Raw genomic sequence first — 26,046 nt, 5'->3', positions numbered from 1 at the left:
TTTGTTAGCGTTTTTCTGAACTTATTTTAACTGATGAAAAGGCAACTTATATGCCCAAGAATAGGGTGCTGGCTGCTCTGTATTGCCTTTTATATAAAGGGTCACATATTTCTCTCTTTGAGTGCCAAAATGAATCGTTGCTTGCTCTATGTCCATCTTCTTGTACATCTGTCTCCTAAAATCCTCACTCGCTGTATAGCCGGTATACGTAAAATACTCCGGTACAAGTAATTGGATTTTAACTTGTGGTTTCTCCCCATCCATCCATAAAAGTTCCTTAGAAAAATTATTTTCCATTTGTTGCTCTTTAGAAATAGAATTTACTTTGAGTGCGTACTCTTTAAAAACTTGTTTAGAAGGTATAGAAGAGTTCCGCGCCCAAACAAATCCTTGTATTGGCGGTACAAGCTCTAGATTTGATTGCTCCACCACTTGACGTAAATAAAGACGGACATATTTTGTGGCTAGGATCAACTGGCTCTTTACTTCATAGTTCTTTTGATCTCGATCCACGCCATGAACTACCGCTGAATTTTTAATCTCAAACTGCGAATCGATATTTTTCACCTTTGCTCTAAAGGTCAGGATTTTTTTCTCATTTGAATATAGTTGATTCCATTTAAAAGTCAAAATGTTCCCTTGCCAAATCTCCTTATCAGCTACAGTAACGCCATCAACCTTAGTGCTACTGGCTTGATACGATAATTCTTTTGGCAAAACATCTTGTAGTTGTATTTTTTGCCAGTTTCCTCCCCCTTGTTCATTTTCAATTTGTAACGTATAGGTGATTTCCTCCCCAATTTTCACTATTTTCGTGTTGGCTGTTTTACTTATTTTGGCTAATGGAGACACCGTAGTTTCAATCAGTTTCGTCTTTTCTTTATAGTTTCCTTTGACAGACTGTCCTGAAATCGTGGTTTGATTCGCCATCTTTCCTGAGGCTTCTGGAGTGACTAGCACTTGGAATGAAAGATGCATCACTTCTTTAGAACCTAACACTAAATTCTTAAGTAAAAGCTCATTGTTGGAAAAAGAAGCATCTGGCAAGCTACTTTGTGATTCCTCTCCTCTGTTAATCATCAAACTGCCGAGTTGATAAGCAAATCCGGGTGGTAATTTTTCCTGAATTTTAATCTGTTGAAGCATGGAATAATCTTGAGTATTTTGAAGAGTAAGCTCGTAATAGAGTCTTTCTCCCACTCGACTATCCGTTTGGTGGAGCTCTATTTTCTGACCATTCTCGTCCAATTTGTAAATATTCTTCTGAATAGTGATTTCTGGGTCCTTTAAGACGCCTAAATGAACATAATCTTGAATAAAGTTCGCAGTTGTTGTTTCTAAAGCTGTTGGCAAATGATATTTCTTTTCAATAGGGGTTAGGATGGTATTGTTAAAAGTTTGGGTGAGACTCACTTTGCTACTGTGCGTTGAAAGGACATCTTTAGCTTCTGGCTTTGTGATATAAAGCTCTTTATTGTCTATTTGCTCTTTCACTCCAAATCCCACAACGTAATCCCCAGACGGGAGTGCATCGATTTGGTAGTTCCCTAGTGAATCTGTTTTAATAAGTGAGGCACCCGAACTGCTGACTAGAGGTTCTCCTCGCTGGTTCATTTCAAGTGTGTTGAGCTGACCTGTAGCCAGTACTTGATATACATAAACGGGCATTTTGGTATAAACAGGTTCGGCCAATGAACGCTCTCCATCATAATTGACGTCATACCACACATTTCCTCGAATGCTTCTATTTATGACTGCAGTCGAATGAATATTAGATTCAGCCGAAACACCACGACTAGAGTTCCCTACTACTCGATTATTTAAAACATCTCCTGGCTTCATATTGTCTAATTGCAACGTGAACTTAACAGGAATTTGTTGTTCATTTGCTACCTTATCGAAGACATACAAAATGCTTTTGGCAGCCACTTTTTCCTTTTTATTTGAATGAAAGATTTTCCAATTGGGGTCTGTCTGTGGTTGGATGTTTTGCGGATCAACGGTTGGATCAATGCTACTTTCTGTGTAGTATATTTGACAATTCCCATCTGGAAGTGTGGCATCTTTTAAATAGTATTTCCCCGAAATATGAGAATTTAAATAGTTATTTTGCGGTAATATATCCAGCAATTTAACTTCTTGCATATCAGCAGCTGTCCCATTGTAAACAGTCAATGTATATTCAAGCTCTGAATGTGCGGACTCTAGATACTTAAAATTTACTTCTTTGTCAATGGACCAACTCAAACTTTTTTTCACTAGAATTTCTTTTGTTGAAGTTCGAAGGATTTTCTCAGTAGAGTCGCCTTCTGCTAGAATTTCTGCACTAGTTTGTAGTAATCCATTCCCCCCCGCATCAAAAGATATCTGACTTTGTCTAAACCTCGTTTGATAGGTCAGCTTTTCTTTTGGTGCATTGATCGTTTGCTCTTTCATTTTCCATATCAGCTGTGTCTCTCCTTTTGTATTTTCAATAATGTCATCTGGCTCTCGCGCTATATGGCCAAACTTGGCACTTCCAACCAAATACTGCATTCCTTTAGGTAAAACATCCCTGATTTCATATTCAATTTTGGGCAAGGCACCCTCCGCTTTACTTGAAACATCCGGTGTTAAAACCCAGTCTACTTTATTCCCACTGTTAAAGTTAGTAGAGCCATTTGCAGTTGTTTTCCCAATTGTTACATTGAAGGGAGCAACAGAAAAGGTATCCCCATAGGTCTGGTTCCCCCTACTTACTACATTTCTTTGCTCATCATACGTCGAAGGGGTATACGGATTTCGGTTACTAGACTGATAGCTGTCATGAAACTTTGCATAGTTGGTATTTAGGATGATAAACGGGTTGCCTAACTCATCCTTTACTCCTGTCTTTCCCACAACTTGTAAAGGCAATATTGAGCGAATCCGAATCGTGGAGTTTGATAGACCAGACGGGGGTGTATAAAGTGTCTTAATTGCAGATATCTGTGTAACATCTACAATCTGTGAAAGGTCTGTATACCATTTATAGTCATCGGGAATTGCATTATTTAGAACATCTGCTGGATAGACCTTATTTTTTTTAATACCGTACATTGCCACCACTTGATTGGCCTTCCCCATATCATCCACATCCCGAATATACGAAATCGTCCTGGTTTTATCATAGATTAATCCTGCTGGATTCCATCTTGTAAAAGTAAATGCTTCACTCCAGCCTATCGCCCCAGAATCAAGATACGCCCAGCCCTCCAACTTTTGATTGGTTGTGGCGACCCCATCATGCGAGGGAATCCATCCTTGTATCTGTGTGCCAAACTGCCGATTTCCGATTCCTTTCAATGGCATAAAAGAGTTTAAAAGTCCATTAGGGGTCGCCGTTCTACTCCATGTTGCGGAAGCCACATCACTTTTTAGGAGTACTTTCTTTTCTGTTGCGTCTACATACTCCACTGCATCAATTTCAGTTGTGTAATAAAGAGTTCCATCTGATTTTGCTTGATTGGTCAAGTAAGTATAGGGTTGAACAAAATCAATACCTCCCGAGGCAAACATCAAAATATTTCTGTTTGTATAATAAAAATCTCCACCCTGAGCACCAGAATTGGTTTGGGGAAAATAATCGGAAATTTCAAATTGATTGAACTTCATGACAAATCCGTTATTTTCTGAGCGTTCCATTTTTATATCACCCGTTTTATATACTGAAGAGACGACTCGGTCGTTAACTTCTAAGTTGGCACCATAAGAAAAAGGGACTTGGATATAATCATGTTGCGGTTGCAGATAATTTTTGTACAAATTATTTTGAACATTATTGGGCGTAAAGTTACCTGCACGAAAATTGCCATAGTTCAATACCCATAATGGCAACTGATCTTTTCCTTCACCCAATTGTAAAATCTTTTGTGTGTTACTCCCATTTTTTTTATACGCTATTTTTTGGTTTATTTTGACATTAATGTCTTGGTTCTCATCTGGGAAAGATACCCCTTTCAATGACTTATCTTGACGAAAAGGTTTAATGCCAAGTGCTACACCACTAAAGCCAATATCTGAATCTGGATAATCGGTCGTACCTGTCGCTCGATTAAAATCTTTTTGTCCATCCGTACGATGTGCAATCCGAGCATAAAGATTTACTTTTGAGCTGACAATAACTGGAGAAAATTCGACTTGCTTGATGACATTTTCTTTGGTGAGGTCAATTACGGGTCCTTCTGCTTGTCCGGAATCATTCATTTTTTGTGCAGACACTATCTGAATTTTAAAACTGGAACGCAATTTCGTATTGTTCGTTGCCCCTTTGACCTCCATGGAAATTGGAAAAGTCGGAGTAGTCGTGGAAGTGAAGACATTGCCACTCCCATCTGTTTTATACTCGGCTGACATGGTAGAGGTTTTCTTTGCTAGGTCAAATACACCAAAGTCTGCTGCACTAAACTTGGCATTGAGCCTTTTTCCAGAGCTAGACACGCCATTTTGAATGTCTCCTGTGATTTTGTAAACAATATTTGTGTACTTGTCTATTTGATTGCTAGAGGTGATTACGGGTGATAAATGGTACACAACCGAATCAAAACTTCTGACTCGACCATTTTTATTCGAAGCATCGTATCCAGGCTCATCCTCCTCATCCATCTGACCAACTCCATCCATCACCTCACTTTTTACTGACTTAATTTGTAGCACGGATTGACTTCTTTTTTGTTTGGTGATGGGCGTTTCAATCATGGTTATTGATTGTTTTTGGCTATTTTTTTTCAAATACACTTGAGCCGAAGTTACAACAATTGACAGAAACAACGAAATCCCTACTAAGCCAATCCCCAAACACCACTTTTTTTTCATAAAACCGCCTCTTTCATTTTTGGATCTTTTTTCGAACTTAGGTGTTAATTATCTCAAAAATATTTACCTTTTGTCAATTGATTTAACAAAAAAAAGAAGTTAGAAATTTTCTAACTTCTTCTTCCCATCACAAATAGTCCTTCTATTCGCTAATTTGATAAACTTTATAATACACATTCTTCATATAATCCAATAGATACTGTGGATTTAAGGCTTCACCTGTGGCATCTAAAATTAATTGATTTGGCTTTCTAGAAGATCCATACTGATGAATATTTTTAGTTAACCACTTGCGAATTGGGGAATAATCATCCGATGCTAAGACGCTATCCACATCGATTTCTTTGCTCATTGCATGAAATAGCTGTGCTGCATACATATAACCCAATGCATAAGAAGGGAAGTAGCCAAAACTCCCACCAGACCAATGAACATCTTGTAAGACACCCTCAAAATCATTTTCAGGTTGTACACCAAGGTATTCTTGATACTTATCATTCCAAACCTTAGGCAGATCACTTACCTCTAGATCTCCATTGAAGAGCATTTTTTCAATTTCATAACGGATAATAATGTGTAAAGGATATGTAAGCGTATCTGCTTCAACCCGTACAAGACTTGCTTGGGTCTTCTTTAATCCGTTATAAAAAGTGTTATAATCAACATCTTTAAAGGTATCTCCTGTAATTTTTTGTAACAGTGGGAATTGTTTTTTCCAGAATTCACGATTACTTCCGATAATAATTTCGTTAAACAAGGATTGTGACTCATGAATTCCCATCGATGTTCCACCAGAAAGAGGTGTATAGTCATATTTTTCATCAATATTTTGTTCATACATCCCATGTCCTGCTTCATGGATAACACCAAAAGTAGCCATTGCGAAATCATGTTCATCCCATCTTGTTGTAATACGTGCATCTTTTCGGTTCAGATCAAGCATGAAAGGATGAACCGTATCATCTAATCTTCCTCGGGAAAAATCATACCCTAGCTCTGTTACTACTTGAGTCACGAATTCTTTTTGCTGTTCCTTTGAAACAAAACGTGTCAAAAATTCGGTATTAGGCTCCGTTCCTTTTTCTGCAAGAACTTTACGGATATCCATAATCCCCGTACGTACCTGATCAAACACTTGGTCTAAAATTTCAGTCGTCATGCCTGGTTCATATTGGCTCAAAAGAACATCATACGGTGTCTTTTCATCCTTTTGCCAAAGTGGAATAAACTCACGTAGCGTTGCCACAATTTTTTCAAGAGTTGGTTGAAAGACTTGAAAATCCTGCGCATCTCTTGCAGCTAACCAATCTGCATGTGCTTGTGACACAATTTTTGAGTAAGCTTGAAATTTTTCAGTCGGAATATTGTGATCTAAATCGTATTCTTCTTTAGTCTTTTTGAAAACCGCTTGTCCAAATTCACTTAACTCTTCTGGATGATTGGTAAAGAACTCAATAAATTCTGGCATTTTTTGATTCACTTTTTTATCAAATGACAACCCACTGATATAGCTTGAAACTTCCGCACGGTAATTAGCAGATGCTTGTGGCATACCAGTTTGACTATCCCATTCCAGTAAACTTCCAGCTTGGTTGATTAGCGCAATTTCTTTTAAATAAGTTAAAAATTCTTTTTCTTTTGTTCCCATACCTATCCCTACTTCCTTTATTTTTTGTTTCTTGGCGGACGTGTTCCCCAATACTGAAATAGATCCGTTCGTAGCGAACCATTGTACAATTTTCTTTTTTTCGTCGCCTTTGCACCATAATGCGTCTCAAAAGTCAAGTCACTCGTCAGTATATACTTGCTCCATGTTTTTAAAGGACGGTACACCGTGCCCATTTCTTTATACAACCTTTGTACCGCTTCTTCTTCTCCTAGTCGCTCGCCATAGGGTGGATTCGCTACAAGTACTCCATACTCTTTCGTAGTAGTAAAATCACGTAATTGCATTTGTTTAAACTCAATCGAATCCCCTAGGCCAGCTTCTATCGCATTGGCTTTAGCAATTTCAATCATACGAGCATCAATATCAGTACCCAAAATATCTAGTTCAACATCATAATCCGCTTGGTTTTCGGCCTCTTGTCTTACCTTATCAAAAACTTCTTTTTTAAACCAGTCCCACGACTCGCAGGCAAAACTTCGATTAAATCCTGGGGCAATATTATGGCCGATAAGTGCTGCTTCAATACAAATCGTTCCAGACCCACAAACTGGATCATAAAATGGACGATCCTTCCGCCAAGAGGTCAGCATTACGAGCGCTGCTGCCATGTTTTCTTTTAATGGTGCACCACCTTTATCAATACGGTATCCTCGTTTGAACAAACTTGGTCCCGTCGTATCAAGCGTTATTGTAACCTTATCTTTTAATAGTGCTACTTCTAGCTTGTATAATGCACCAGACTCAGGTAAGCGTCCATATCGATGGTACACTTCACTTAGGCGACTAACAATCGCTTTTTTGGTGATTGCTTGACAATCCGGCACACTATATAAAGTCGACTTGATAGACTTTCCAGCTACAGGAAATTCAGCATCCAACGGAAGGAGGTCTTCCCAAGGTAATGCCTTTGTCTTTTCAAATAAATCCTCAAATGTTTTCGCTTCGAATTCACCAACAATAATTTTAATCCTGTCAGCTGTGCGTAGCCATAGATTAGCAGTCGCAATCGTTTCTTGATTTCCATGAAAAATTGCTTTTCCATTTTCAACTTGGCATTCAATCCCTAAATCACGTAATTCTTTTCCGACCAAAGCTTCCATGCCACTTGCAGCTGTAGCAACTAATTTAAATTCTTTCATTATAAATTAAGCCCCTTTCTAGGGTATGTTTTTCCAAAAAAAATCCCTCCATAAAATACGGAAGGCAATACCTGATGAATTGTAGTTTTCTATAAGCCATGTTCTGTAGTCTTATTTTTTCAGGCAAAAATAAGACTGGTAATTATCTATCTACAAATTACTTGTCTCTTCTCCTCGTTGAATTCCTTAAGAAGAGTGCCCCTACCATTGTTTGGGTTGCTCGCTCGAGGGGTTTACCGCGTTCCACTAATTTCATTTCTAAAATTACTTCGTCACTGTGGCACTTTCAAGAATACTCCAGCATGGTTTAAAAACTTTAGCTGTTTTTTCTGCCGTTATCTTATTAAAAAGATACCTTAGCTTATGATTTCGCTAAGCACGAACACTACAGACATCTCAGACTGTGCGAGCATGGACTTTCCTCAGCCTAATCAATATTAGACCGCAATTACCCGAAAACTACAATAAATAAACGTTGTTTAGATTTCATCATCGTTATCTAACTTACTTCCAAAAACATGTTTTTCTAAGTTAGAAATTCTTTTTAAAATATCAAAATTTGTCACAGTTGTATTTTTTGGTACATCTTGTTGAATACGCGAAAGTGTTGCTTGACTTTTAGTTAATTGATCAACCTTGGCGATTAACCGTTGATTTTCTTCTTGCAATGCCAAGAGATCTTTATTGTACGTTTCATAGTCTTTAATGACGTTATCTAAAAATTCATCTACTTCAACTGGATCATAGCCACGCATTTTTGATTTAAATTCTTTTTGCAATATTTCTTTTGCTGAATAAATTAATTTAGCCATTTGTGCACCTCACTTGTAAATTTCGCATCATTACTATATATTGTAACCAAAAAACTGTGGAAAAGCAATTCTATTCTTCATAATCAACCGAATTTTGCAAGTCATCTACTGTTATATATTCTAAAATATACGCTTTATTTTCACTAAACTTATGTGCATCGTCTGAAAAGTAACCAGACTTACCTGGAAATTCTGCATCATATAAAAGCAAGCTACCATCGGTATGAGACAAGAGAAACTGAGTATGAGCCCTCAATTGAGCTGGGTTTTTGTAAGGATGATATGAGGTAGCTGTCACAAAATCTGATTTTTCTTTAAAATAAGCCCTTTTCACTTGGTTTTTTTCGCCCCACTGCTCGCCAAAATTTTCAAAAGGATAAATTGTCGCAATTTGAAGCTTAGAATAACTACTTTTTAATTCATTGACAACTTCAGCTGCCCAATATTCAGTCCCTAAATTTCCAGCAACCAGAACCCACTCTAGCCCTTGCTCCAAATAATTAACTAGTCTGTTTTTTAAAACTTTCTTAATGATTGCAATTTTGGCATCATCTTCTTTAAAAATATTTAACTCAAAATCTCGATATCCAGTGACATAAAGTCTTTTTATCTCGTTCATAATGATTCCTTTTCTTTCTTTTTTTGGTATAATGTAATCTAGGAGTGTGATAATCATGGGTGTTAATTACCCAAAAGGTCAAGCCTATTTTAAGAATGAAACAACCTACTCAAAAAAGCAAGACTTAGCTACAATTAAGAAAGGAAAATTTGCTAATCGGGGGATGGTTTTCGAAGAGGCCATCAATCAAAGTAACCAGTACTTTCTGGATAGGCAGATAGCCGTTATTCATAAGAAGCCCACGCCTGTTCAAATCGTCAAAGTGGACTACCCCAACCGTAGTGCAGCTGTTATCAAGGAAGCTTATTTTACACAACCTTCCACAACGGATTATAATGGTGTCTATCAAGGATATTATATTGATTTTGAAGCAAAAGCAACCAAAAACAAAACCTCTTTTCCTTTAAATAATTTTCATGAGCATCAAATCGAACATATGCGCTCATGCGTCAAACAACAAGGAATCTGTTTTGTCTTAGTTTGGTTTTCGTCTTTAAAGCGCTGTTTCTTTCTAGAAGCATCCCTACTTTTAGAACTTTGGGATAACCAAGAAAAATTAAAAAGAAAATCTATTCCGCTAACAATTTTTGAAAGTAGTACCTATGAGATAAATTTAGGTATTGCTCCTCAAATTCCTTACTTAGAGGCTGTAGACAAATATATTTTAAAACTAAAGGAGCACATAAATGGCTGATACAAAAAACATACAACAGAGTCGACAAAACAAATCCGCATCTAAAAAGCCGAAAAGAAACTTTTTTCTAAGAGCTTTATTGATTCTGATTTTTGCTGGATGTGTTTGCTTTCTTTGTGGTGTGGGACTATTTTGGTACTATGCAAAAGATGCACCTGCGCTAAAAGAAAGCAAGCTTGAAGATACACGTTCGAGTAAAGTGTACGATGTCAAAGGAAATTTAATTCTAGAATTGGGAGAAAAAAAGCGAAGCACGATTACGCCTACAGAAATCCCGCAGCAGTTGAAAGATGCGATTACTTCGATTGAGGATAAGCGTTTTTATAAACATATTGGTGTCGACCCCATTCGAATTTTAGGAGCCACTCTTTCTAACGTTCGAGGGGGAAACCTTCAAGGTGGAAGTACCTTGACACAACAGCTAATCAAGTTATCCTACTTTTCAACGAAAGAACAAGATCAAACAATTAAGAGAAAAGCCCAAGAAGCTTGGCTTTCTATTCAATTAGAACGCAAAAAGTCTAAAGATGAGATTTTGACTTATTATATCAATAAAGTTTATATGTCCAATGGTTTATATGGTATGGAGACTGCGGCTGAAACTTACTACAACAAAAAGCTCGGTCAACTATCGCTCGCACAAACAGCCTTAATCGCCGGGATGCCTCAAGCTCCATCTGATTATGACCCAACGTTAAAAGATGCAAAAAAACAAAAAGCAACCAAAGAAAGACGGGATACTGTCCTTTCTGAGATGTATAAAGATAAAAAAATTACAAAAACTGAGTATGATAAAGCAATAAATACACCTATCACAGACGGAGTAGTTGAACAAAAAACAACCTCTGACTCACGCAAAGTAGTAGATAATTATCTTAAAGAAGTGATTGCCGAAGTCCAAAAGAAAACGAAAAAAAATCCTTATACAGATGGCATGAACATCTATACAAATATTGATATGGATGCACAAAATTATCTGTATAACCTAGTCAACAGCAGTGAATACATAAACTTCCCTAGTGATAACTTCCAAACGGCTGTTACAATGATGGATGTTAAGACTGGACAAGTTCGAGCTCAAATCGGTTCTAGAAAAGTTGCTGATGGCGTTTTGCTTGGTGACAATTTAGCAACGAGTAGCGTACGTGATGCCGGTTCCACTGTAAAACCGATTACGGACTATGGGCCTGCAATTGAATATTTAAATTATTCTACTGGAACAACCGTTTACGATGGACCATACAAGTTTGAAGGAACAGATATCTCTGTAAATAACTATGATCATGCCTACAAAGGAACAATGACCATCCGCAATGCCTTAATTGATTCTAGAAACGTACCCGCTGCCAAGACATTAATGGCCGTTGGTCTAGATAAATCCTCAGAGTTTTTAAAAGGATTGGGCATTACCTATAAAGACGGACTGCAAAAATCAAGCGCGATTCAAGGTGCGCTTTCTTCCTTAAAGCTAACTGCGGCATATTCTGCGTTCGCCAACGGTGGGACTTATTACACTCCGTATTATGTCAATAAAGTGGTCTATCCTAACGGTCAAGAAGAAGATTTTGAGCCCAAAGGCGTCCGTGCGATGAAAGAGTCTACTGCCTACATGATTACGGATATGTTAAAGGATGTCATTGCTGAAGGTACTGGGAGAAATGCTCAAATTGCTGGTTTAATCCAAGCCGGTAAAACTGGAACTTCAAACTATACTGATGATGTCCAAATCATCGGCGACCAAAATGGCTCTCCAGATAGTACGTTTGTTGGCTATACGACCAACTATGCGATTGGCGTTTGGACAGGAAATAAAAACTATAACGAGTCGATCTCTAGTGCTGATTCGAAGATTTCCTCGTCCATTTACCGGTATATGATGAGCCATATCTCTCAAAATCTTGAAACACAGGATTGGACGCAACCGGATTCGGTCACAAAATATGGTTCTGAACTCTATGTAAAAGGACATGTTCCAGTGACTTCTAGCAGTACAAGTTATTACTACTCAAGTACCCAAGAGCCAACTTACACAACTCAAAGCACAACTATAGAGCCAACAACAACTAGTTCGAGTACTGAGACAACAACTGAAACCACTACAACTCCAGCTGAGACCTCTTCTTCTACAGCTGAGCAAACCTCGGAATCTACAACACCAACAACCTCAGGTCATTAAACAAAGGTTAGCGTTGAAGTGTTTAACTCTTAAAAAGTGAAAAGAAATTCATAGGAATTTCTTTTCACTTTTTTGTTAATTTTAATTTATATCCGAATTAGTAGCTTGTGCTCCAACGTTTATTCCGAATAAAAAAGTCTGTAACATAATCTTCAAGTTATGTTACAGACTTTTTTTCCTCAATCATTTACTATTGAATGTTCAAACGCTTGTGCCCCTCTTTGCACAAATAGAACAGTGGGCACCCTTGACAATGTGGAGATTTTGCCAAGCAGTGATATCTCCCAAAAAAAATCATTCGATGGTGTGTTTGAATCCATAGCTCTTTTGGAATTTTTTTCATAAGCGTTTCTTCTACTTCAGAGACGGAAGCAGATTGTTTACAGATTCTCAGTCTTTTCGCTATTCTTTCAACATGGGTATCCACAGCAATCGAGGGGATGCCAAACGCTTCTCCAAGGACAACGTTGGCGGTTTTTCGTCCTACACCTGGTAATTTAATAAGTTGCGCCATAGTATCAGGCACTTCTCCATTGTACTCTTCTACGATCATTCTGGCACATGCTTTAGCATTTTTTGACTTATTTCGATATAGTCCAATCGTTCGTATGTCATCCATGACCTCATCTAAAGGCGCATTCATCAAAGAAATTGGATTAGGGAAATCAGCAAAAAGCTTAGGTGTAACTTTATTAACCGCAACATCTGTAGTTTGTGCACTGAGCATCACCGCAATAAGTAGCTGAAAGGGCGTATGATACGTAAGTTCACAGTGAGCAGTGGGAAACATCTCAGCCATAATTCCCACTGCCTCAAGTGTTTTTTCTTTTGATAACATGTCTTCTCCTTATTTCTTTTAATTATCTTCTGGATTGAGCCAATTATATAAGGGAACCTGTGGTAATTCTTCTGCTTCTTCCACGCTCAATTCTTTTTCTAAGATTTGACGTTTTCTCTTTTTTTGCTCTTGAACAACTTGTTCTTTCGTTGTAATGCCTCTTCTTTCCCATGTCAGCAAAATTCGATCTATATACTTCAAACTATATGCCTGATTCAAAACCGCTTCTCTAAGTGCTAATTGAATCATTTCCGGCTGATACTGATCTTCATCTAACCATAGGCTAATCGTTTCAAGTTCAATAGGGGAGAGCGGTCTAGAAAACTCTCTTTCAAATAACTGATAAAGGTTTTGTGTGTTTGTCTTTTCTTTTTGGAATTCCATTTTTCTATTTGTTTGCGCCATACATGCGGCAATTCTTTCAAATATTGGTGTCAAATTATACTGATCTTTGGTCTTTCCTTCTTGATCTTTAGTCGTTTCAAGTGCTAGCATTTTTTTTGATATCAGCGCTTGAATAACTTGAAAAATCGTCTCAATCTCTAAATTCATATACTCAGCAATAATTTTTAAATCTGGGAAATTATTGCCTTTTTGCTGAAAGGACAAAAGTTGCAAAAAAACCACAAGCTCTACTTCATTCAAATTTAACTTTTTATAATATTGAAAAAACAAGTTGGATACGCTGGTCTCTTGCGCATTGAAATATTCCTCTAACCCTAACATTTTAAAAATCTCCCTCTTCTAATTGAAGTTTTTCTAGTTTGGTGAGTTCAAATGGTGTATCCGGGTACACAATATGATTAAGCCAGTTACTAAAAAATAATGAAGCTGCGCTTTTCCATAAAAAGGGCGGTCTGGAATCTAGCTGATTTTTTACAAAATAATGTTCTGGAACGGTCGGTTCATCCTTTTTTTTAAGATCTCTTTGATATTCATTCGCTAATGTCATCCGTCCATACTCAAGATGACCTGTCAAAAAATATTGTCGATCTGTTGTATGTTTGACTAAAAAGACCCCCGCTTCTTCTGAGGTAGAGAGCAACTTTAATTGCTTATGCTGTAAAATATCCGCTTTTTTAGTGTACGTATATCTTGAATGTGGGACCTTGAATTGATCATCAAACCCATGAAATATTCGTTCATTATCATCACATTTTTGATGTTCAAAAACACCGGATAACTTTGTTGTAAGTGAATATTTCGGAATTCCGTAGTGATAGTATAAAGCAGCTTGAGCTCCCCAACAGATATGTACAGTAGAAAAAACATGTGCTTTACTCCACTCCATCACCTCACATAGCTCGCTCCAGTAATCCACCTCTTCAAACGGAAGTTGCTCCACTGGCGCCCCCGTGATAATTAGCCCATCATAGTAGTTTTCTTTGATATCATCAAAACTCTTATAAAACCGCTCCAAATACTCCACACTTGTATGCTTAGAATCATGTGAAGACATTTGTAATAAATCAATGTATAACTGCAAGGGTGTATTACTAAGCAAGCGAATAAGCTGAGTTTCTGTCTCACTTTTTTTAGGCATAATATTTAAAATCAAGATTCGTAAAGGGCGGATATCTTGGTGGAATGCTCGATTTTCATCCATAACAAGAATATGCTCTTGTTCTAATATTTTAATTGCTGGCAAATCTTTTGGTACACGAATTGGCATATTCTCTTCTCCTTTTCATTTTCTCAATGAGTTGATTATAGCATAATTCTAGTTAAGACTAAACTGTCTGTCCTCAAATGTAAAAAGCAAAAGATTCCATAGAAACTTAAAACTTCCAAAGTTTTCTATGAAATCTTTTGCCCTTATAGGCGATAGAATACGATTAATTGTTGGCGCTTGTCGAAGTACTACTACTGCTAGAATCGGATGTATCATTTAACTCTGGTGCATCCGTTTTGTATTCATCGACCGTAGACTTACCCAATTTTTCTAACAAGCTCGTTCCCTTTTTGGTTGATTTAAGCTTTTTAATCGCTTTGCTCTTCACATAGGAATAGTCTGATTTATTAACTGTTTTAAAGTCTGGTAAGGTATAAAACCTTAATAAGTCTCCATTAATTACTTGATCTGAGGTATCCAGTTGTATTTGAACATATTTAGTCTCCGCTTTAATGGTTGCTTGTTGCTCGGTTGTAAGCTCCAGTATTTCTTCCCCAGTACTGGTATTAAAAATCTTACTTCCCACTTTGGTAAAGTCTTTCGCTACAAAATCTCCATTTCTAAACGAAACAATTTGCTTATGATCTTCTGATAACAAATCAGATCCAATAAAGATATTGTTAGAATGATCTACCCCTAACAAACTTAGCAAGGTCGGTAAAACATCAATTTCCCCTCCATAAGTATGATTGACTCCCCCTTTAATACCTGGGGCATGAATCATAAACGGAACCTTTTGGAACATGGCATCATCATATTTGGTAAAATCATTCTTATTGAGTAATTGTTTGATTGCATCGCTATGGTTACTTGAAATCCCATAATGGTCTCCGTACATCATAATAACACTATTATCATACAAACCTGTTTGTTTTAAATAGGTCAAAAATTCGTTGATTGCTTGGTCTAAATAATGGGCTGTTTGGACATAACCATCAACCGTTGAATCACCTGTTGTCGTTTTAGGGAACGACGCATTTTGACTATCTAATGGATAAGGATAATGATTTGTAACAGTGATTAACTTCGCATAGAATGGTTGCGGCAATTGCTCAATATACTGCGCTGACTCTTTTAAAAAGATTTTATCTTTTAATCCATAATTTAACTCATAACTTTCATTAGAAGGATAGTAGCTAGAATCAAAGAAATAGTCGTAGCCCCAAGACTTATACGCGTTATTTCGATTCCAAAAAGTCCCCACATCACCGTGAAAAGCAGCCGTTGTATATCCCTTTTGATTTAGTAATGCCGGCGCTGCTTGAAATGTATTATCCGTTCCCGCTGTGACCATTGCCGATCCTTGCGGCAAACCAAATAAAGAAGTTTCGAGCATTGTTTCAGCATCACTTGTTTTTCCTTGTGCGACTTGGTGGAAAAAGTTATCAAAGGAAACTGTATTACTATCATGATAAAATTTGTTAAGGGTAGGTGTTACTTCTTGCCCATCCACTTTGTAATCAATTAAAAATTGTTGGAAACTTTCAAGGTGAATCACAAATACATTTTTCCCTTGCGCCTTTCCGTAATATTCTACATTTTTAGAAGTTTGGTTACTTTTAACATAATCTAACACGCTATTTAAATCATTAGAATCTGCTTTGGCTTTGACCAAATTTGTTTGTTCTGTTTTAATCCCATCATAGACAACGTAGACATTTAATCCTAAGTACTTAATGATATAGTTACGATCAAATGTCCGACTTAGTAATTGTGGTCGATCTGCTTCAGCTGTACTTAAATTCACAGTAAAGATTAGAACCGCAAGAGCAAGTATTGACAGTGTCACTCTTTTTTTCACTGGTTTTTTATCCAACTTAATCTTTTTAAATGCCAACAATACGACTAAAACTACTACATCTGCATAGGCTAACAAGTCCGTTGGTTTCATCAATGCAAAAGCACTAGAACCCATATTGTTTGAAACACTAGAAAAACTTTTCATAATACTGACCGTAATAAAATCTGAAAACTCTCTATAATAGACAATATTAGAAAACAACCATGTCGATAGCACAAAATCTAAAATTAGTAAGATGATGTACGATTTTTTTCCTTTAGCAAAAAGTGCAAAAGCAAAGATAAACAGGGTAAACGCAAGCGGGTTAAAAAACAGTAGCAGCTCTTGTACAAGTCCCTTTTCTCCTAAAGAAAATTTTGTCTTATACATCGCGTAGGTTTTGAACCAAAACAGAATAACCGCTAATAGAAAAAAGCCTATCCTAGTTGTATACAGCTTACTCGCTATACTTTTAATATTTTTCATTTACTTTATAAACCTCCAAAAACATAATGTTCTCTTAACTATACGTTCTACTTACGCAAATTTCATGTTAATTATACCTTTTATTTTTAACCGACACCATAGAATATACCTTTTTTAACAAAAAAACAATATCTTTTGATTAAAAAAAGACTGAAACAAAAATGTTTCAATCTTTTCTCACACCATTCACATCTTTTTCATACTTTTGTTACTTTGAAAATAATCCGGCGCAAAATCATAGTGATAACTAACAAAACAACAAAGGGAAGCAGTGTATTAGCTGTCAGCGTACCAATATACAAAATTGATCTAAAGAGATAAGCTGCTGCGTATATTCCCACAATCGTCGTTACAGATAAGAAAACTCTTAGTGGATTAAATGGATAGCAAGCTTTCACCACTGCCATTAGACTAATGGAAATTAATAAATAATACATCAGTGTCGTCGTTTCTAAATTCCCTAGAGAGTTCATTCGACTGTATGCATACACTGCGATGATATTCAAAGTTACTAGCAACGCATTAGGTAAAGCACTTTTCAATACCGTTGGTAAAAATTTCCCTCGAACCTTCTTCTTGTTCTCTTCAAAGGATAGGAAAAATGATGGATATCCTTCAATTGCTAAATCAAGCAAGGTGATTTGAATAGGGACAAAAGGAAAAGCAATTGCAGTCACTGCACAAATGATGGACAAAATTAAGGAATAGATGGTTTTAATAAAGAAAATTCCCGAAACTTTGGTAACATTGTTCACCACACGTCGTCCTTCAAATAAAACATCAGGTAAACTGGTAAAATCTGAATCCAACAAGACAAGATTTGCAATTTGCTTGGTGGCGCTATCTCCCTCGGCCATAGCAATACTACAATCCGCCTCTCTTAATGCAAGAACGTCATTTACCCCATCTCCGGTCATCGCCACTACATGCTCTTTGTCTTTCAATTCTTGGACGATGATTCGCTTTTGTTGTGGTGAAACTCGTCCAAAAACCGTATACTGGGCTACCGCCGCACGGACTTCTTTTTCGTCTGTTAACGCAGATAAGTCAATATAATTGTCATATCCCACAAGCCCGGCACGTCTTGAAATATTCGAAACAGTAACTGGATTATCCCCCGATATTACTTTCAAATCGACTCCTTCAGCTTTCAAATAAGCCAACGTTTCATTTGCTTTCGCTCGAATAGGATCATCAATTTCAAGCAAGGCAAGTGGTGTGATACCAGTTAAGCTTGTTTCTTCGGTTACTTTTTCTTTTGTCAAACCAACCATTAGTACGCGGTATCCTTTTTCTTGCGCATGCTGGACATCTACAGGCAACTCTGATTCTTTTGCCAAACGTTCTGGAGCGCCTAATAAGACTGTTCCAACGTTTTCTAAATACATTGCGCCCCATTTACGTTCAGAAGAAAAGGCAATGATATCAGAGGCTTTGTATCGATCAGACTCTGCAAAATGATCTCGTATCGCTTGAATGGTAATATTATTATCCGTACTATTCGCTAAATAACTCCCGATAATCTCAGGAAATTTGGTTTCATACACACTCGAGAGCAGCCCGACTTTTTGTACTTTCATTTTCCCTTCAGTAATCGTCCCAGTCTTATCTAAACAAAGAGTGTCAACATGTGCCAACGTCTCAACTGCATACATATCTTGGACTAAAATCCGCTTTTTGGCTAACTTGATTACAGCTGTCGAAAGCGAGATACTAATTAAAAGCACTAATCCTTTTGGCAACATACCCAGTAACGCAGCAGCCGATGCAACAACAGCTGTTTTTGTATCACTACTTCTGATAAAGATTCCTTCAATAAATAAGATAATCCCAAGTGGAATGATAATGTAACTCGTAAACTTTGACACTTTTCTGATTGAAGCGACCAATTCAGATTGAATAGGTTTATGCACTTTTGCCTGTGACGCAATTTTGGTTGCATAGTTGTCTGCCCCAACATGGATGACTCTCCCGTAACACTGACCACTAGATAGGTAACTACCAGAAAGAAGTTGACTGCCTTCTTCTTTCTCAACTAAGTCAGATTCTCCAGTTAGTAAAGACTCGTTGGCTTCTGCTTTGCCTTTTAAGATGGTTAAGTCAGCGGGAATCTGCTCACCTGCTGAGACAAGCACAATGTCATCTAATACGAGCTCTGTCGCATCAATTTCTTGTGTCTGACCATTACGGATTACTTTGGTTTTAGCTTTATTTACAATTGTTAGTTTCGATACTAGATTTCTTGCATGAATTTCCTGTGAAATCCCGATTACTATATTTACAACAATAATAGCTAAATAAGCCATGTTACTAAATGCACCCACAAGTGCGAGAAAAATTCCGATTAATACATTTAGAAAATTGAATAAAGTCAATAAATTTTCTTGAATGATTTCACGGTTCGTTTTTGCTACGTTTGCTTCATAATTATTAGATTGACCTCTTTGAGTACGCTCTTTGACTTCAATATCAGTCAAGCCATTTAGTTGATTATTTGTGTGTGCCATCTTGTTTTTTGTTCCCTCAATTCTACTTTTTGTTTTTGCTCATAGACAGTATACCAAAAAATACACAAAATAAATATCTAATGAAAAATAGAGTTGATTATTTTCATGATTCTCAAATTCCATTTTACAATTTCAGCATAGAACATATTTCCTCCATCTTTATATAAATACCCACCATTATAAAGAATAGACTGCAAATGCCAATATCGATATTTTTCACCTGTCTCGTTTCCAAGTAAAGGCGCGAGTTTTGATTTAGAATATTGATCGGCTAATTTAACCGATGAAACCTTTCCATTTTTTTGAATGAAATCAATATAAGATAGTCCAAAATTATAAGACTGGATAGCCGTCCAAATATCGACGTTTTCACTTTTTGCCTTTTTAATTGCTTGAGCTAAAAATTTAACACCATTGTCAATACTTTCTTCTGAGGTTCCAACTTGGTCAGTAGTCCCGTACTTACTCTCACTGCTTTGCATTAAGTCCACATGATTGCCTTTTGACTCCGTTAAAATAATTGCTAAAATAATATTTTGATAGTCACTGATATCATATTTTTTTGCGACTGTTGCTACAGTATTTTGCCATTTTTTGACTTCATCCACTCTTTGTTTGAGCTTGAATCCAAACCATCCGCCTGCCACAATAAATAAAATAATCATACTCAAAACTACTTTTCTAAGCCAGTGCTTCTTTCTTCTTTTTTTCAAAATAATTCCAAAGCCTTTCTTATTTAAAATTCCGTTCTATTCTCTTATGATAGCCCATGCTAACTATTAAAAACAAGAAAAAAGAGAAAAATTCCCGTTCTTTTCCTTATTCCTATAAAAAAATTAAAATTAATAGTATACTGTTAATTGTTGAAAGGAGAACATACATGCAAACAAAGTCTATTTCTTCCTATGATGGTACTAAAATTTACTATAAAATTTGTGGCAAAGGGAAGCCCTTAATTTTTTTACACGGAAACGCTGGCAGTCCTCGCGTCTTTAAAAAACAAATTCCTTTATTTGCTAATTTTTTTCAGCTTGTTTTCATGGAAAGTAGAGATCACGGTCGCTCTTCAAATAATAGCACCACGCTCAATTTTGAACAGATGGCACGTGATTTAGCTTGTATTTGTTCTGCTGAAAATTTTAAAACCATTGATCTTCTAGGCTATAGTGACGGTGCGATGATCGCCATGTGGTTTGCACACTTATTTCCCCAAAAAGTTCATAAGATGATTTTGAACGCTGGAAACATTACTCCTGATGGGTTAAAAGTAAGACCACGTTTTGGTGCGACTTTACTCTATTATGGACTAAAGTGCCTAAGCTTTATTCCCCTTACTAGAAAATATTTGCGTATTGTGCACCTGATTATCGTGCAATGCGGTTTGAACTGGCAAGATTTAGAAAAAATCAGCACTCCGTCTCTAGTTATAGCAGGAGAGAATGATATTATAAAAACAGCACATACTAAAAAAATTGCTCATAGTATTCCCAATTCACAGCTAGTCATTATCCCGAGTGGCAACCATCGAATGCTTAAAACAAACGCTTCTCTATTTAATAAATATGTTTTGGATTTTTTACATCCTTAACAAAACAGCACGAAACCTTTTTGGTTTCGTGCTGTTTTGTTCACGTATAAAAAGCAAAGAAACCCTGCTTTATTTTTCTTTTGTGCTTTTTTCTTCACTTTCTAATTCTTTCGCTTTTTCCATAATATATTTTTTCAAATTATCTTTCACTTCTGGGTGTTGCAAGCCATACTCAATACTTGTCTTCATAAAGCCAAACTTATCGCCAACATCGTATCTTTTTCCAGTAAACTCTTGTGCAAAAACACGCTGAGTTTTATTTAATGTATCAATGGCATCTGTAAGCTGTACTTCCCCACCAGCACCAGGTTTTTGCACTTCTAAAATATCAAAAATTTGAGGAGTCAGCAAGTAGCGGCCAATAATCGCCAAATCACTCGGTGCTTTTTCCGGAGCAGGTTTTTCGACAAAGCTTTTGACGTTATAAAGATGGTCGCCCACCTTGTTTTCTGGATTAATAATCCCGTATTTTCCTGTATCCTTATGTGGCACTTTCATTACTGCAATCGTAGAAGCATTTGTCTTTTCATAATCATCGATCAATTGTTTAGTGAGCGGCACATCATCCATCATCAAGTCATCCCCTAGCATCACAACAAAAGGTTCATCTCCGACAAACGCTTTGGCTTGAAGCACCGCATGGCCCAAACCTTTTGGATGCGATTGACGAATAAAATGCAAATTCACATCGGTTGTTTCCTCCACTAATTTTAGTAAGTCTGTTTTCCCTTTTTCACGAAGATTGGTTTCAAGTTCAATGTTCGCGTCAAAGTGATCCTCAATTGGTCGTTTGGCTTTGCCAGTAACAATGAGGATATCTTCAATTCCTGAAGCCAATGCTTCTTCTACAATAAATTGAATAGTCGGCTTGTCAACAATAGGGAGCATCTCTTTGGCCATTGCTTTTGTTGCAGGTAAAAATCTAGTTCCAAGTCCAGCTGCGGGAATAATCGCTTTTTTTACTTTTTTCGTCATTACGCTTCCTACTTTCTTTGGCTAAAATTCTTTTTCTGATTTACTATTCCTAAGCATAATATTTTTTGCGGCTTTTTTGACGTCCTCATTTTCGTACAATACACCGTAAATCGTTTCGGTTATTGGCATCTCAACCTTCAGCTCTCTTGCCAACTCAACGGCTGCCTTTGTCGTCGACACGCCTTCGACAATCATGCCCATATTTTCAAGGACTTCATCTAATTTATGACCACGACCAAGTAAGTCTCCCGCACGCCAGTTTCTCGAATGGACACTCGTGCACGTGACAATTAGATCTCCTAAACCACTTAGCCCGATAAAGGTCATTGGATTTGCACCCATAGCTACACCCAATCGACTAATTTCTGCAAGTCCGCGTGTCATGATTGCCGCTTTGGCATTATCTCCGTAGCCTAAACCATGTATCGCACCTGAGCCTAAAGCGATAATATTTTTAAGGGCGGCTCCGGTTTCTACTCCAATCACGTCATCATTGGTGTAAATTCTAAAATAGCTATTCATAAATAATTTTTGAACATATTCAGCAGCTTCTAGATTTGTACACGCTGCAGTTATCGTTGTGATATCCTTAACAGCTACCTCTTCTGCATGACTTGGTCCTGATAAAACCACTACATCTTTTCGTTTATTTTCACTAATCTCTTCAAGTAAAACTTCAGAAATACGCTTATGTGTTCCTTGTTCCAATCCCTTACTCGCGTGGATAATCATTGGTCTATTTGTTAGTTTTGAGACTACTTGTCTAGCAACAGTTCTAATTGCTTTTGTTGGAACCACAAACAAAATCGCATCCACGTCTTGAATGCACGTTTCTAAATCTGCTTCTCCCTTTAATGACTCAGGTAGTATGACTTCTTTTAAATATCTTGAATTAGTGTGTTTTGTGTTAATTTCTTCTAATTGACTTGGTTCATGTCCCCAAAGACGAACATCGTGTCCATTTTCAGCTAATACTTTGGCTAAAGCTGTACCCCACGAACCTGGTCCAAGTACTGCAATTTTTTGTTTCATTCTATTAAATCTCCTCTGGTATCTATCTTATTAAAGATTCGTTCTTGCAAGTCATACATACTACTAATGGTATAATCTGCTTGCCAATTTTTTGCAACATCCTCGCTTTTTTCAGACCATGTTACAAAAACCCCTGCTATATTTGCTCTATGAGCAGCTTCTATATCGTGATAATTATCTCCAACCATGATGGTTGTCTCTTTTTTTGCTTGAAGTCTACACATCGCTTTTTGTATTCCTTCAGGGTCTGGCTTTGGCAAGATACAATCACTACCGCTTATAATTATATCAAAAAAATGAATAATATTTAATAGTTTTAATCCTTTATTTAAAAGTGGTTGTGCTTTAGTAGACACGATTCCAAGTTTTAGCCCGTTTTCTTTAAATGAATTCAAGGTTTCAACGACACCGTCAAACGCTTTAATTTTCTCATCATGGTGTCGTTCGTTATAAGATCTATATTCGGAAATCAAAAATTCAGCGCGCTTAGGATCGACTGATTCATAGACTTCCTTTAGCGAAGGACCATTAAAAGATAAGATAGTTTCTTTGTCATACTGCCCTGGGAAATACCGATTCAGTACATGTTCATGTGAGCTGGCAATCAACTGATTAGTGTTGGCAAGTGTCCCATCAAAATCAAACAAAATAGTTTCCACATTTTTCATAGTCTACACCTTTCTTTGGTACAACTTTATACGTGCATCGTTCCTACGAATTATCAATAGGATCAGTGCTCCTACAAATAAAACAATCGAAAGAAACTGTGACACTCGAATCAAATCAAAGACCATGAGACTATCTGTTCTCAGCCCTTCTATGAAGAAGCGACCAAAAGAGTACCAGAGCACATAGGTTAACGCAATCTCGCCTTCTTTTAAAGAAAGTTTTTTTCTTAGGACAATGATAAAAATAAAGCCAATAACGTTCCAGATACTTTCATAAAAAAAAGTAGGTTGTCTATAGACGCCCCCTATATACATATTGTCTATGATAAATTTAGGTAAATGCAACGATTGTAAAAAAGCACGCGTTGTATCAGGTCCGTAAGCTTCATGATTGGCAAAGTTGCCCCATCTCCCCATTGCCTGTGCAATAATCACACTGGGTGCTGCAACATCCAAAAATTTCCAAGTAGAAATAAAGCGAGATCTTGTAAAGAAAACTAAAACAATCGCTCCTGCTATGAGACCACCATATATCGCAATCCCCCCATTCCAAATCTTGAAAATTTCACTTAAATTATTTTTATAATAAGACCATTCAAAAGCTACATAATAGGCACGGGCTCCGACAATCGAAATGGGTAGTGCCCAAAAAATAAAATCAACAATGTCATCTTCTGATAGCCCAACTTTTTTCGCTTCATTCGATGCAAGGACAACTGCAACGATAATTCCTGAAACAATACAAAGAGCATACCAATGTATGGGCAGCCCAAAAACCTTAAAGGCAATGGGATTAATCTGTGCTAGCATTTAAAAATCCTCCTCATTTCGTGTCAGAATTGTCTTCAATTAGGTTTCGAAGTTTTTCTTCAAAATTTTTTGTTGCATCATAGCCCATAGTTTTCGCTCGAAAATTCATCGCTGCCACTTCAATAATGATTGCGACGTTACGACCTGTCTTGACTGGAATCGTAATTTTTGGCACATCGACATTGGCCATTCGAACCATTTCTGGAGAGCCACCTAAGCGATCAAAATTTGTCTCTTTATTCCAGTTTTCTAGATAAACTACAAGTTGTACTTGTGCTCTCTTACGTACTGCACTCGCACCAAATAAATTCATCACATCAATAATTCCAATCCCTCTAATTTCCATCACATGCTCTAAAATTCTTGGCGCTTCACCAATCAATGTATTCTCATCTTCGCGGAAAACATCTACTCGGTCGTCTGCAATCAAACGATGGCCCTTTTTGATAAGTTCAAGCCCCGTTTCACTCTTCCCAATACCGCTATCCCCTTGTATCAAAACCCCCAAGCCATAAACATCGACAAAAACTCCGTGTATAGATAATCTTTCAGCTAGTTTTGCTTCTAAATAATTGGTAATCAAACTGGAAATTCTTGAAGTCGAAAGAACCGAACGTAATACTGGGATTTGAGCAGCATTTGCGGCTTCTAGTAACTCTTTTGGCGCCTCCAATTCACGTGCAATGACAAATACAGGCATATCTTTCGTACAAAGACGTTTCATCACCATTCGTCTTTCATCTTCGGTCATCTGTTGTGCAAATGTAATTTCTTTGCGTCCCAAAAGTTGAATACGATCGTGCGAATAATAATTAAAATATCCTGTTAACTCTAAACCCGGTCTTGACACATCACTTGTTACGATAATTCGATCTAGATAATCTAGCCCAGAAAGGACTTCCAAGCGTAATTCATTTACTAATTCTTCTACTAAAACAGATTCTGTCATTTAACTTCCTCATTTCAAGGTATTATATCTCTATTTTATCATTTAAATACCTCAGATTCTAGCAATAAAAAAATAAGAAACTGAGAATAATCTCAAGTTTCTTATTTTAAGTAATTTTACTTAGTTCATGATCACGAACTACTGTATTAACAAAAGACATAATTAGTGCTACAAGCAAGGCAGAGCCAAATCCAGAAAAACCAAAGCTATAACTTCCTACAAAATAGGAAGTAAGCTCCAATATGATGGCATTGATCACAAAGCTAAACAAGCCAAAAGTGATCAGCGTAATTGGAAAAGATAATATGTGTAAAATGGGACCTACAAACATATTTAAAATGGATAAAACAAAACTAGCTAATATAGCAGAAAAAAAGCTGCTTACATAAAACATGTCATTTGGTAACACTACCGCAAGCGAAATAAATGTTAAGGTATTAACGACTAATCGCTTAAAGTATGACACTAAAAGTCACTCCAATCATCCTCATCTTTAAGTTTCTCAGCTTCTTTTCTTTTCTTTTGATTCGAGCTAGAGTAGTGATTATCGTATCTAGGTTGTTCATCAAAAAAATGATTTGATCGATTTGATCGATTTGCTGGCATGATAAACATTAAAATAATATAGATAGTCATACCTGGAAAGCCGAAACTACACATTGAGAGTATAACATAAATCACTCGCAAAATTGTAGCATCAATTCCAATATACTCTGCAATTCCACCCAAAACGCCAGAAACAACAATATTTGAATTTGATTTTGTTAAACGTTTTTTCATTTTTTATTCCTCATTTCTA

The 26,046-nt window shown here is 36.9% G+C and carries 20 protein-coding genes, 1 other RNA gene and 1 pseudogene; 3 read left to right on the top strand and 19 right to left on the bottom strand.

Annotated elements, in window-relative coordinates; all coding sequences use genetic code 11:
* Positions 1-21: 21 nt before the first annotated feature.
* From CBF30_RS02640 to CBF30_RS02615, 6 genes and pseudogenes are all read right to left on the bottom strand, one after another.
* Positions 22-4,833, bottom strand: a complete 4,812-nt coding sequence (locus CBF30_RS02640) for an isopeptide-forming domain-containing fimbrial protein (protein ID WP_126822495.1) — start codon at positions 4,831-4,833, stop codon at positions 22-24.
* Positions 4,834-4,975: 142 nt separating this feature from the next.
* Complete coding sequence (locus CBF30_RS02635; RefSeq protein ID WP_126822493.1) at positions 4,976-6,481, bottom strand: carboxypeptidase M32; 1,506 nt, start codon at positions 6,479-6,481, stop codon at positions 4,976-4,978.
* A 17-nt stretch (positions 6,482-6,498) separates the two neighbouring features.
* A complete protein-coding gene (locus CBF30_RS02630; RefSeq protein WP_170168913.1) occupies positions 6,499-7,641 on the bottom strand; it encodes a THUMP domain-containing class I SAM-dependent RNA methyltransferase in 1,143 nt (380 codons plus the stop codon).
* An 87-nt stretch (positions 7,642-7,728) separates the two neighbouring features.
* An RNA gene (rnpB, locus tag CBF30_RS02625) (RNase P RNA component class B) lies at positions 7,729-8,101 on the bottom strand.
* Between the two features lie 37 nt (positions 8,102-8,138).
* Positions 8,139-8,453: pseudogene (gpsB, locus tag CBF30_RS02620) on the bottom strand (cell division regulator GpsB); the annotation flags it as partial.
* Between the two features lie 70 nt (positions 8,454-8,523).
* Entirely contained in the window at positions 8,524-9,072 is a 549-nt protein-coding gene (locus CBF30_RS02615) for an SLOG family protein (RefSeq protein WP_126822487.1), read from the bottom strand.
* Between the two features lie 55 nt (positions 9,073-9,127).
* On the opposite strand from CBF30_RS02615, the gene recU reads away from it, so the two are divergent.
* Together recU and CBF30_RS02605 are read left to right on the top strand one after the other, a co-directional pair.
* Complete coding sequence (recU, locus tag CBF30_RS02610; protein ID WP_126822485.1) at positions 9,128-9,766, top strand: Holliday junction resolvase RecU; 639 nt, start codon at positions 9,128-9,130, stop codon at positions 9,764-9,766.
* Positions 9,759-11,942 carry a PBP1A family penicillin-binding protein gene (locus tag CBF30_RS02605; protein ID WP_126822483.1) on the top strand — a complete coding sequence of 728 codons (2,184 nt, stop codon included), beginning with the start codon at positions 9,759-9,761 and terminating at the stop codon, positions 11,940-11,942. Before recU ends, CBF30_RS02605 begins: the two co-directional genes overlap by 8 nt.
* 190 nt (positions 11,943-12,132) lie before the next feature.
* Here the strand turns inward: CBF30_RS02605 and nth are convergent, their stop codons facing one another.
* The 6 genes from nth to CBF30_RS02575 all read right to left on the bottom strand — a co-directional run bounded on the left by nth (position 12,133) and on the right by CBF30_RS02575 (position 19,890).
* Positions 12,133-12,780: an endonuclease III gene (gene nth, locus CBF30_RS02600; protein ID WP_126822481.1), complete on the bottom strand. Its 648-nt coding sequence runs from the start codon at positions 12,778-12,780 to the stop codon at positions 12,133-12,135.
* Between the two features lie 18 nt (positions 12,781-12,798).
* Complete coding sequence (locus CBF30_RS02595) at positions 12,799-13,506, bottom strand: DnaD domain protein (RefSeq protein ID WP_126822479.1); 708 nt, start codon at positions 13,504-13,506, stop codon at positions 12,799-12,801.
* Position 13,507: 1 nt separating this feature from the next.
* Positions 13,508-14,452, bottom strand: coding sequence for a homoserine O-acetyltransferase MetA (gene metA, locus CBF30_RS02590; RefSeq protein ID WP_126822477.1), 945 nt, complete (start codon positions 14,450-14,452; stop codon positions 13,508-13,510).
* A gap of 163 nt (positions 14,453-14,615) precedes the next feature.
* A complete protein-coding gene (locus CBF30_RS02585; RefSeq protein ID WP_281273583.1) occupies positions 14,616-16,709 on the bottom strand; it encodes an LTA synthase family protein in 2,094 nt (697 codons plus the stop codon).
* A gap of 206 nt (positions 16,710-16,915) precedes the next feature.
* Positions 16,916-19,225, bottom strand: coding sequence for a cation-translocating P-type ATPase (locus tag CBF30_RS02580; RefSeq protein WP_126822473.1), 2,310 nt, complete (start codon positions 19,223-19,225; stop codon positions 16,916-16,918).
* A 77-nt stretch (positions 19,226-19,302) separates the two neighbouring features.
* Complete coding sequence (locus tag CBF30_RS02575) at positions 19,303-19,890, bottom strand: lysozyme family protein (protein ID WP_126822471.1); 588 nt, start codon at positions 19,888-19,890, stop codon at positions 19,303-19,305.
* A 215-nt stretch (positions 19,891-20,105) separates the two neighbouring features.
* Between CBF30_RS02575 and CBF30_RS02570 the strand changes: the two genes are divergently transcribed.
* Positions 20,106-20,813 (top strand): alpha/beta fold hydrolase, encoded by a 708-nt coding sequence (locus tag CBF30_RS02570; protein WP_170168912.1) that lies wholly within the window; start codon positions 20,106-20,108, stop codon positions 20,811-20,813.
* A gap of 69 nt (positions 20,814-20,882) precedes the next feature.
* On the opposite strand, the gene galU is transcribed toward CBF30_RS02570, so the two are convergent.
* The 7 genes from galU to CBF30_RS02535 all read right to left on the bottom strand — a co-directional run bounded on the left by galU (position 20,883) and on the right by CBF30_RS02535 (position 26,027).
* Positions 20,883-21,788: a UTP--glucose-1-phosphate uridylyltransferase GalU gene (gene galU / locus CBF30_RS02565; RefSeq protein ID WP_126822467.1), complete on the bottom strand. Its 906-nt coding sequence runs from the start codon at positions 21,786-21,788 to the stop codon at positions 20,883-20,885.
* A gap of 21 nt (positions 21,789-21,809) precedes the next feature.
* The gene (locus tag CBF30_RS02560) at positions 21,810-22,820 is read right to left on the bottom strand and encodes an NAD(P)H-dependent glycerol-3-phosphate dehydrogenase (protein WP_126822465.1); all 1,011 of its coding nucleotides are present in this window, start codon (positions 22,818-22,820) and stop codon (positions 21,810-21,812) included.
* Positions 22,817-23,488, bottom strand: a complete 672-nt coding sequence (gene ppaX, locus CBF30_RS02555; RefSeq protein ID WP_126822463.1) for a pyrophosphatase PpaX — start codon at positions 23,486-23,488, stop codon at positions 22,817-22,819. Before ppaX ends, CBF30_RS02560 begins: the two co-directional genes overlap by 4 nt.
* A 3-nt stretch (positions 23,489-23,491) precedes the next feature.
* Entirely contained in the window at positions 23,492-24,298 is an 807-nt protein-coding gene (gene lgt, locus CBF30_RS02550; RefSeq protein WP_126822461.1) for a prolipoprotein diacylglyceryl transferase, read from the bottom strand.
* Between the two features lie 13 nt (positions 24,299-24,311).
* Entirely contained in the window at positions 24,312-25,247 is a 936-nt protein-coding gene (gene hprK, locus CBF30_RS02545) for an HPr(Ser) kinase/phosphatase (RefSeq protein WP_126822459.1), read from the bottom strand.
* Between the two features lie 106 nt (positions 25,248-25,353).
* Entirely contained in the window at positions 25,354-25,713 is a 360-nt protein-coding gene (locus CBF30_RS02540) for a phage holin family protein (protein ID WP_126822457.1), read from the bottom strand.
* The gene (locus tag CBF30_RS02535) at positions 25,713-26,027 is read right to left on the bottom strand and encodes a PspC domain-containing protein (RefSeq protein WP_126822455.1); all 315 of its coding nucleotides are present in this window, start codon (positions 26,025-26,027) and stop codon (positions 25,713-25,715) included. The genes CBF30_RS02540 and CBF30_RS02535 overlap by 1 nt, the downstream gene beginning before the upstream one ends.
* Positions 26,028-26,046: the final 19 nt, after the last annotated feature.

It is taken from the genome of Vagococcus entomophilus (genome assembly GCF_003987595.1).
In the GTDB taxonomy this organism is placed as follows: domain Bacteria; phylum Bacillota; class Bacilli; order Lactobacillales; family Vagococcaceae; genus Vagococcus_E; species Vagococcus_E entomophilus.
The sequence above is the reverse complement of the archived record's forward strand: the minus strand, read 5'-3'. Positions and strand labels throughout refer to the sequence as shown.

What these genes read in the sequence shown, in the direction of transcription:
- CBF30_RS02640 (WP_126822495.1), bottom strand. Translation starts at nt 4,833, where the DNA reads ATGAAAAAAAAGTGGTGTTTGGGGATTGGCTTAGTAGGGATTTCGTTG.
- CBF30_RS02635 (WP_126822493.1), bottom strand. Translation starts at nt 6,481, where the DNA reads ATGGGAACAAAAGAAAAAGAATTTTTAACTTATTTAAAAGAAATTGCG.
- CBF30_RS02630 (WP_170168913.1), bottom strand. Translation starts at nt 7,641, where the DNA reads ATGAAAGAATTTAAATTAGTTGCTACAGCTGCAAGTGGCATGGAAGCT.
- CBF30_RS02615 (WP_126822487.1), bottom strand. Translation starts at nt 9,072, where the DNA reads ATGAACGAGATAAAAAGACTTTATGTCACTGGATATCGAGATTTTGAG.
- recU (WP_126822485.1), top strand. Translation starts at nt 9,128, where the DNA reads ATGGGTGTTAATTACCCAAAAGGTCAAGCCTATTTTAAGAATGAAACA.
- CBF30_RS02605 (WP_126822483.1), top strand. Translation starts at nt 9,759, where the DNA reads ATGGCTGATACAAAAAACATACAACAGAGTCGACAAAACAAATCCGCA.
- nth (WP_126822481.1), bottom strand. Translation starts at nt 12,780, where the DNA reads ATGTTATCAAAAGAAAAAACACTTGAGGCAGTGGGAATTATGGCTGAG.
- CBF30_RS02595 (WP_126822479.1), bottom strand. Translation starts at nt 13,506, where the DNA reads ATGTTAGGGTTAGAGGAATATTTCAATGCGCAAGAGACCAGCGTATCC.
- metA (WP_126822477.1), bottom strand. Translation starts at nt 14,452, where the DNA reads ATGCCAATTCGTGTACCAAAAGATTTGCCAGCAATTAAAATATTAGAA.
- CBF30_RS02580 (WP_126822473.1), bottom strand. Translation starts at nt 19,225, where the DNA reads ATGGCACACACAAATAATCAACTAAATGGCTTGACTGATATTGAAGTC.
- CBF30_RS02575 (WP_126822471.1), bottom strand. Translation starts at nt 19,890, where the DNA reads ATGATTATTTTATTTATTGTGGCAGGCGGATGGTTTGGATTCAAGCTC.
- CBF30_RS02570 (WP_170168912.1), top strand. Translation starts at nt 20,106, where the DNA reads ATGCAAACAAAGTCTATTTCTTCCTATGATGGTACTAAAATTTACTAT.
- galU (WP_126822467.1), bottom strand. Translation starts at nt 21,788, where the DNA reads ATGACGAAAAAAGTAAAAAAAGCGATTATTCCCGCAGCTGGACTTGGA.
- CBF30_RS02560 (WP_126822465.1), bottom strand. Translation starts at nt 22,820, where the DNA reads ATGAAACAAAAAATTGCAGTACTTGGACCAGGTTCGTGGGGTACAGCT.
- ppaX (WP_126822463.1), bottom strand. Translation starts at nt 23,488, where the DNA reads ATGAAAAATGTGGAAACTATTTTGTTTGATTTTGATGGGACACTTGCC.
- lgt (WP_126822461.1), bottom strand. Translation starts at nt 24,298, where the DNA reads ATGCTAGCACAGATTAATCCCATTGCCTTTAAGGTTTTTGGGCTGCCC.
- hprK (WP_126822459.1), bottom strand. Translation starts at nt 25,247, where the DNA reads ATGACAGAATCTGTTTTAGTAGAAGAATTAGTAAATGAATTACGCTTG.
- CBF30_RS02535 (WP_126822455.1), bottom strand. Translation starts at nt 26,027, where the DNA reads ATGAAAAAACGTTTAACAAAATCAAATTCAAATATTGTTGTTTCTGGC.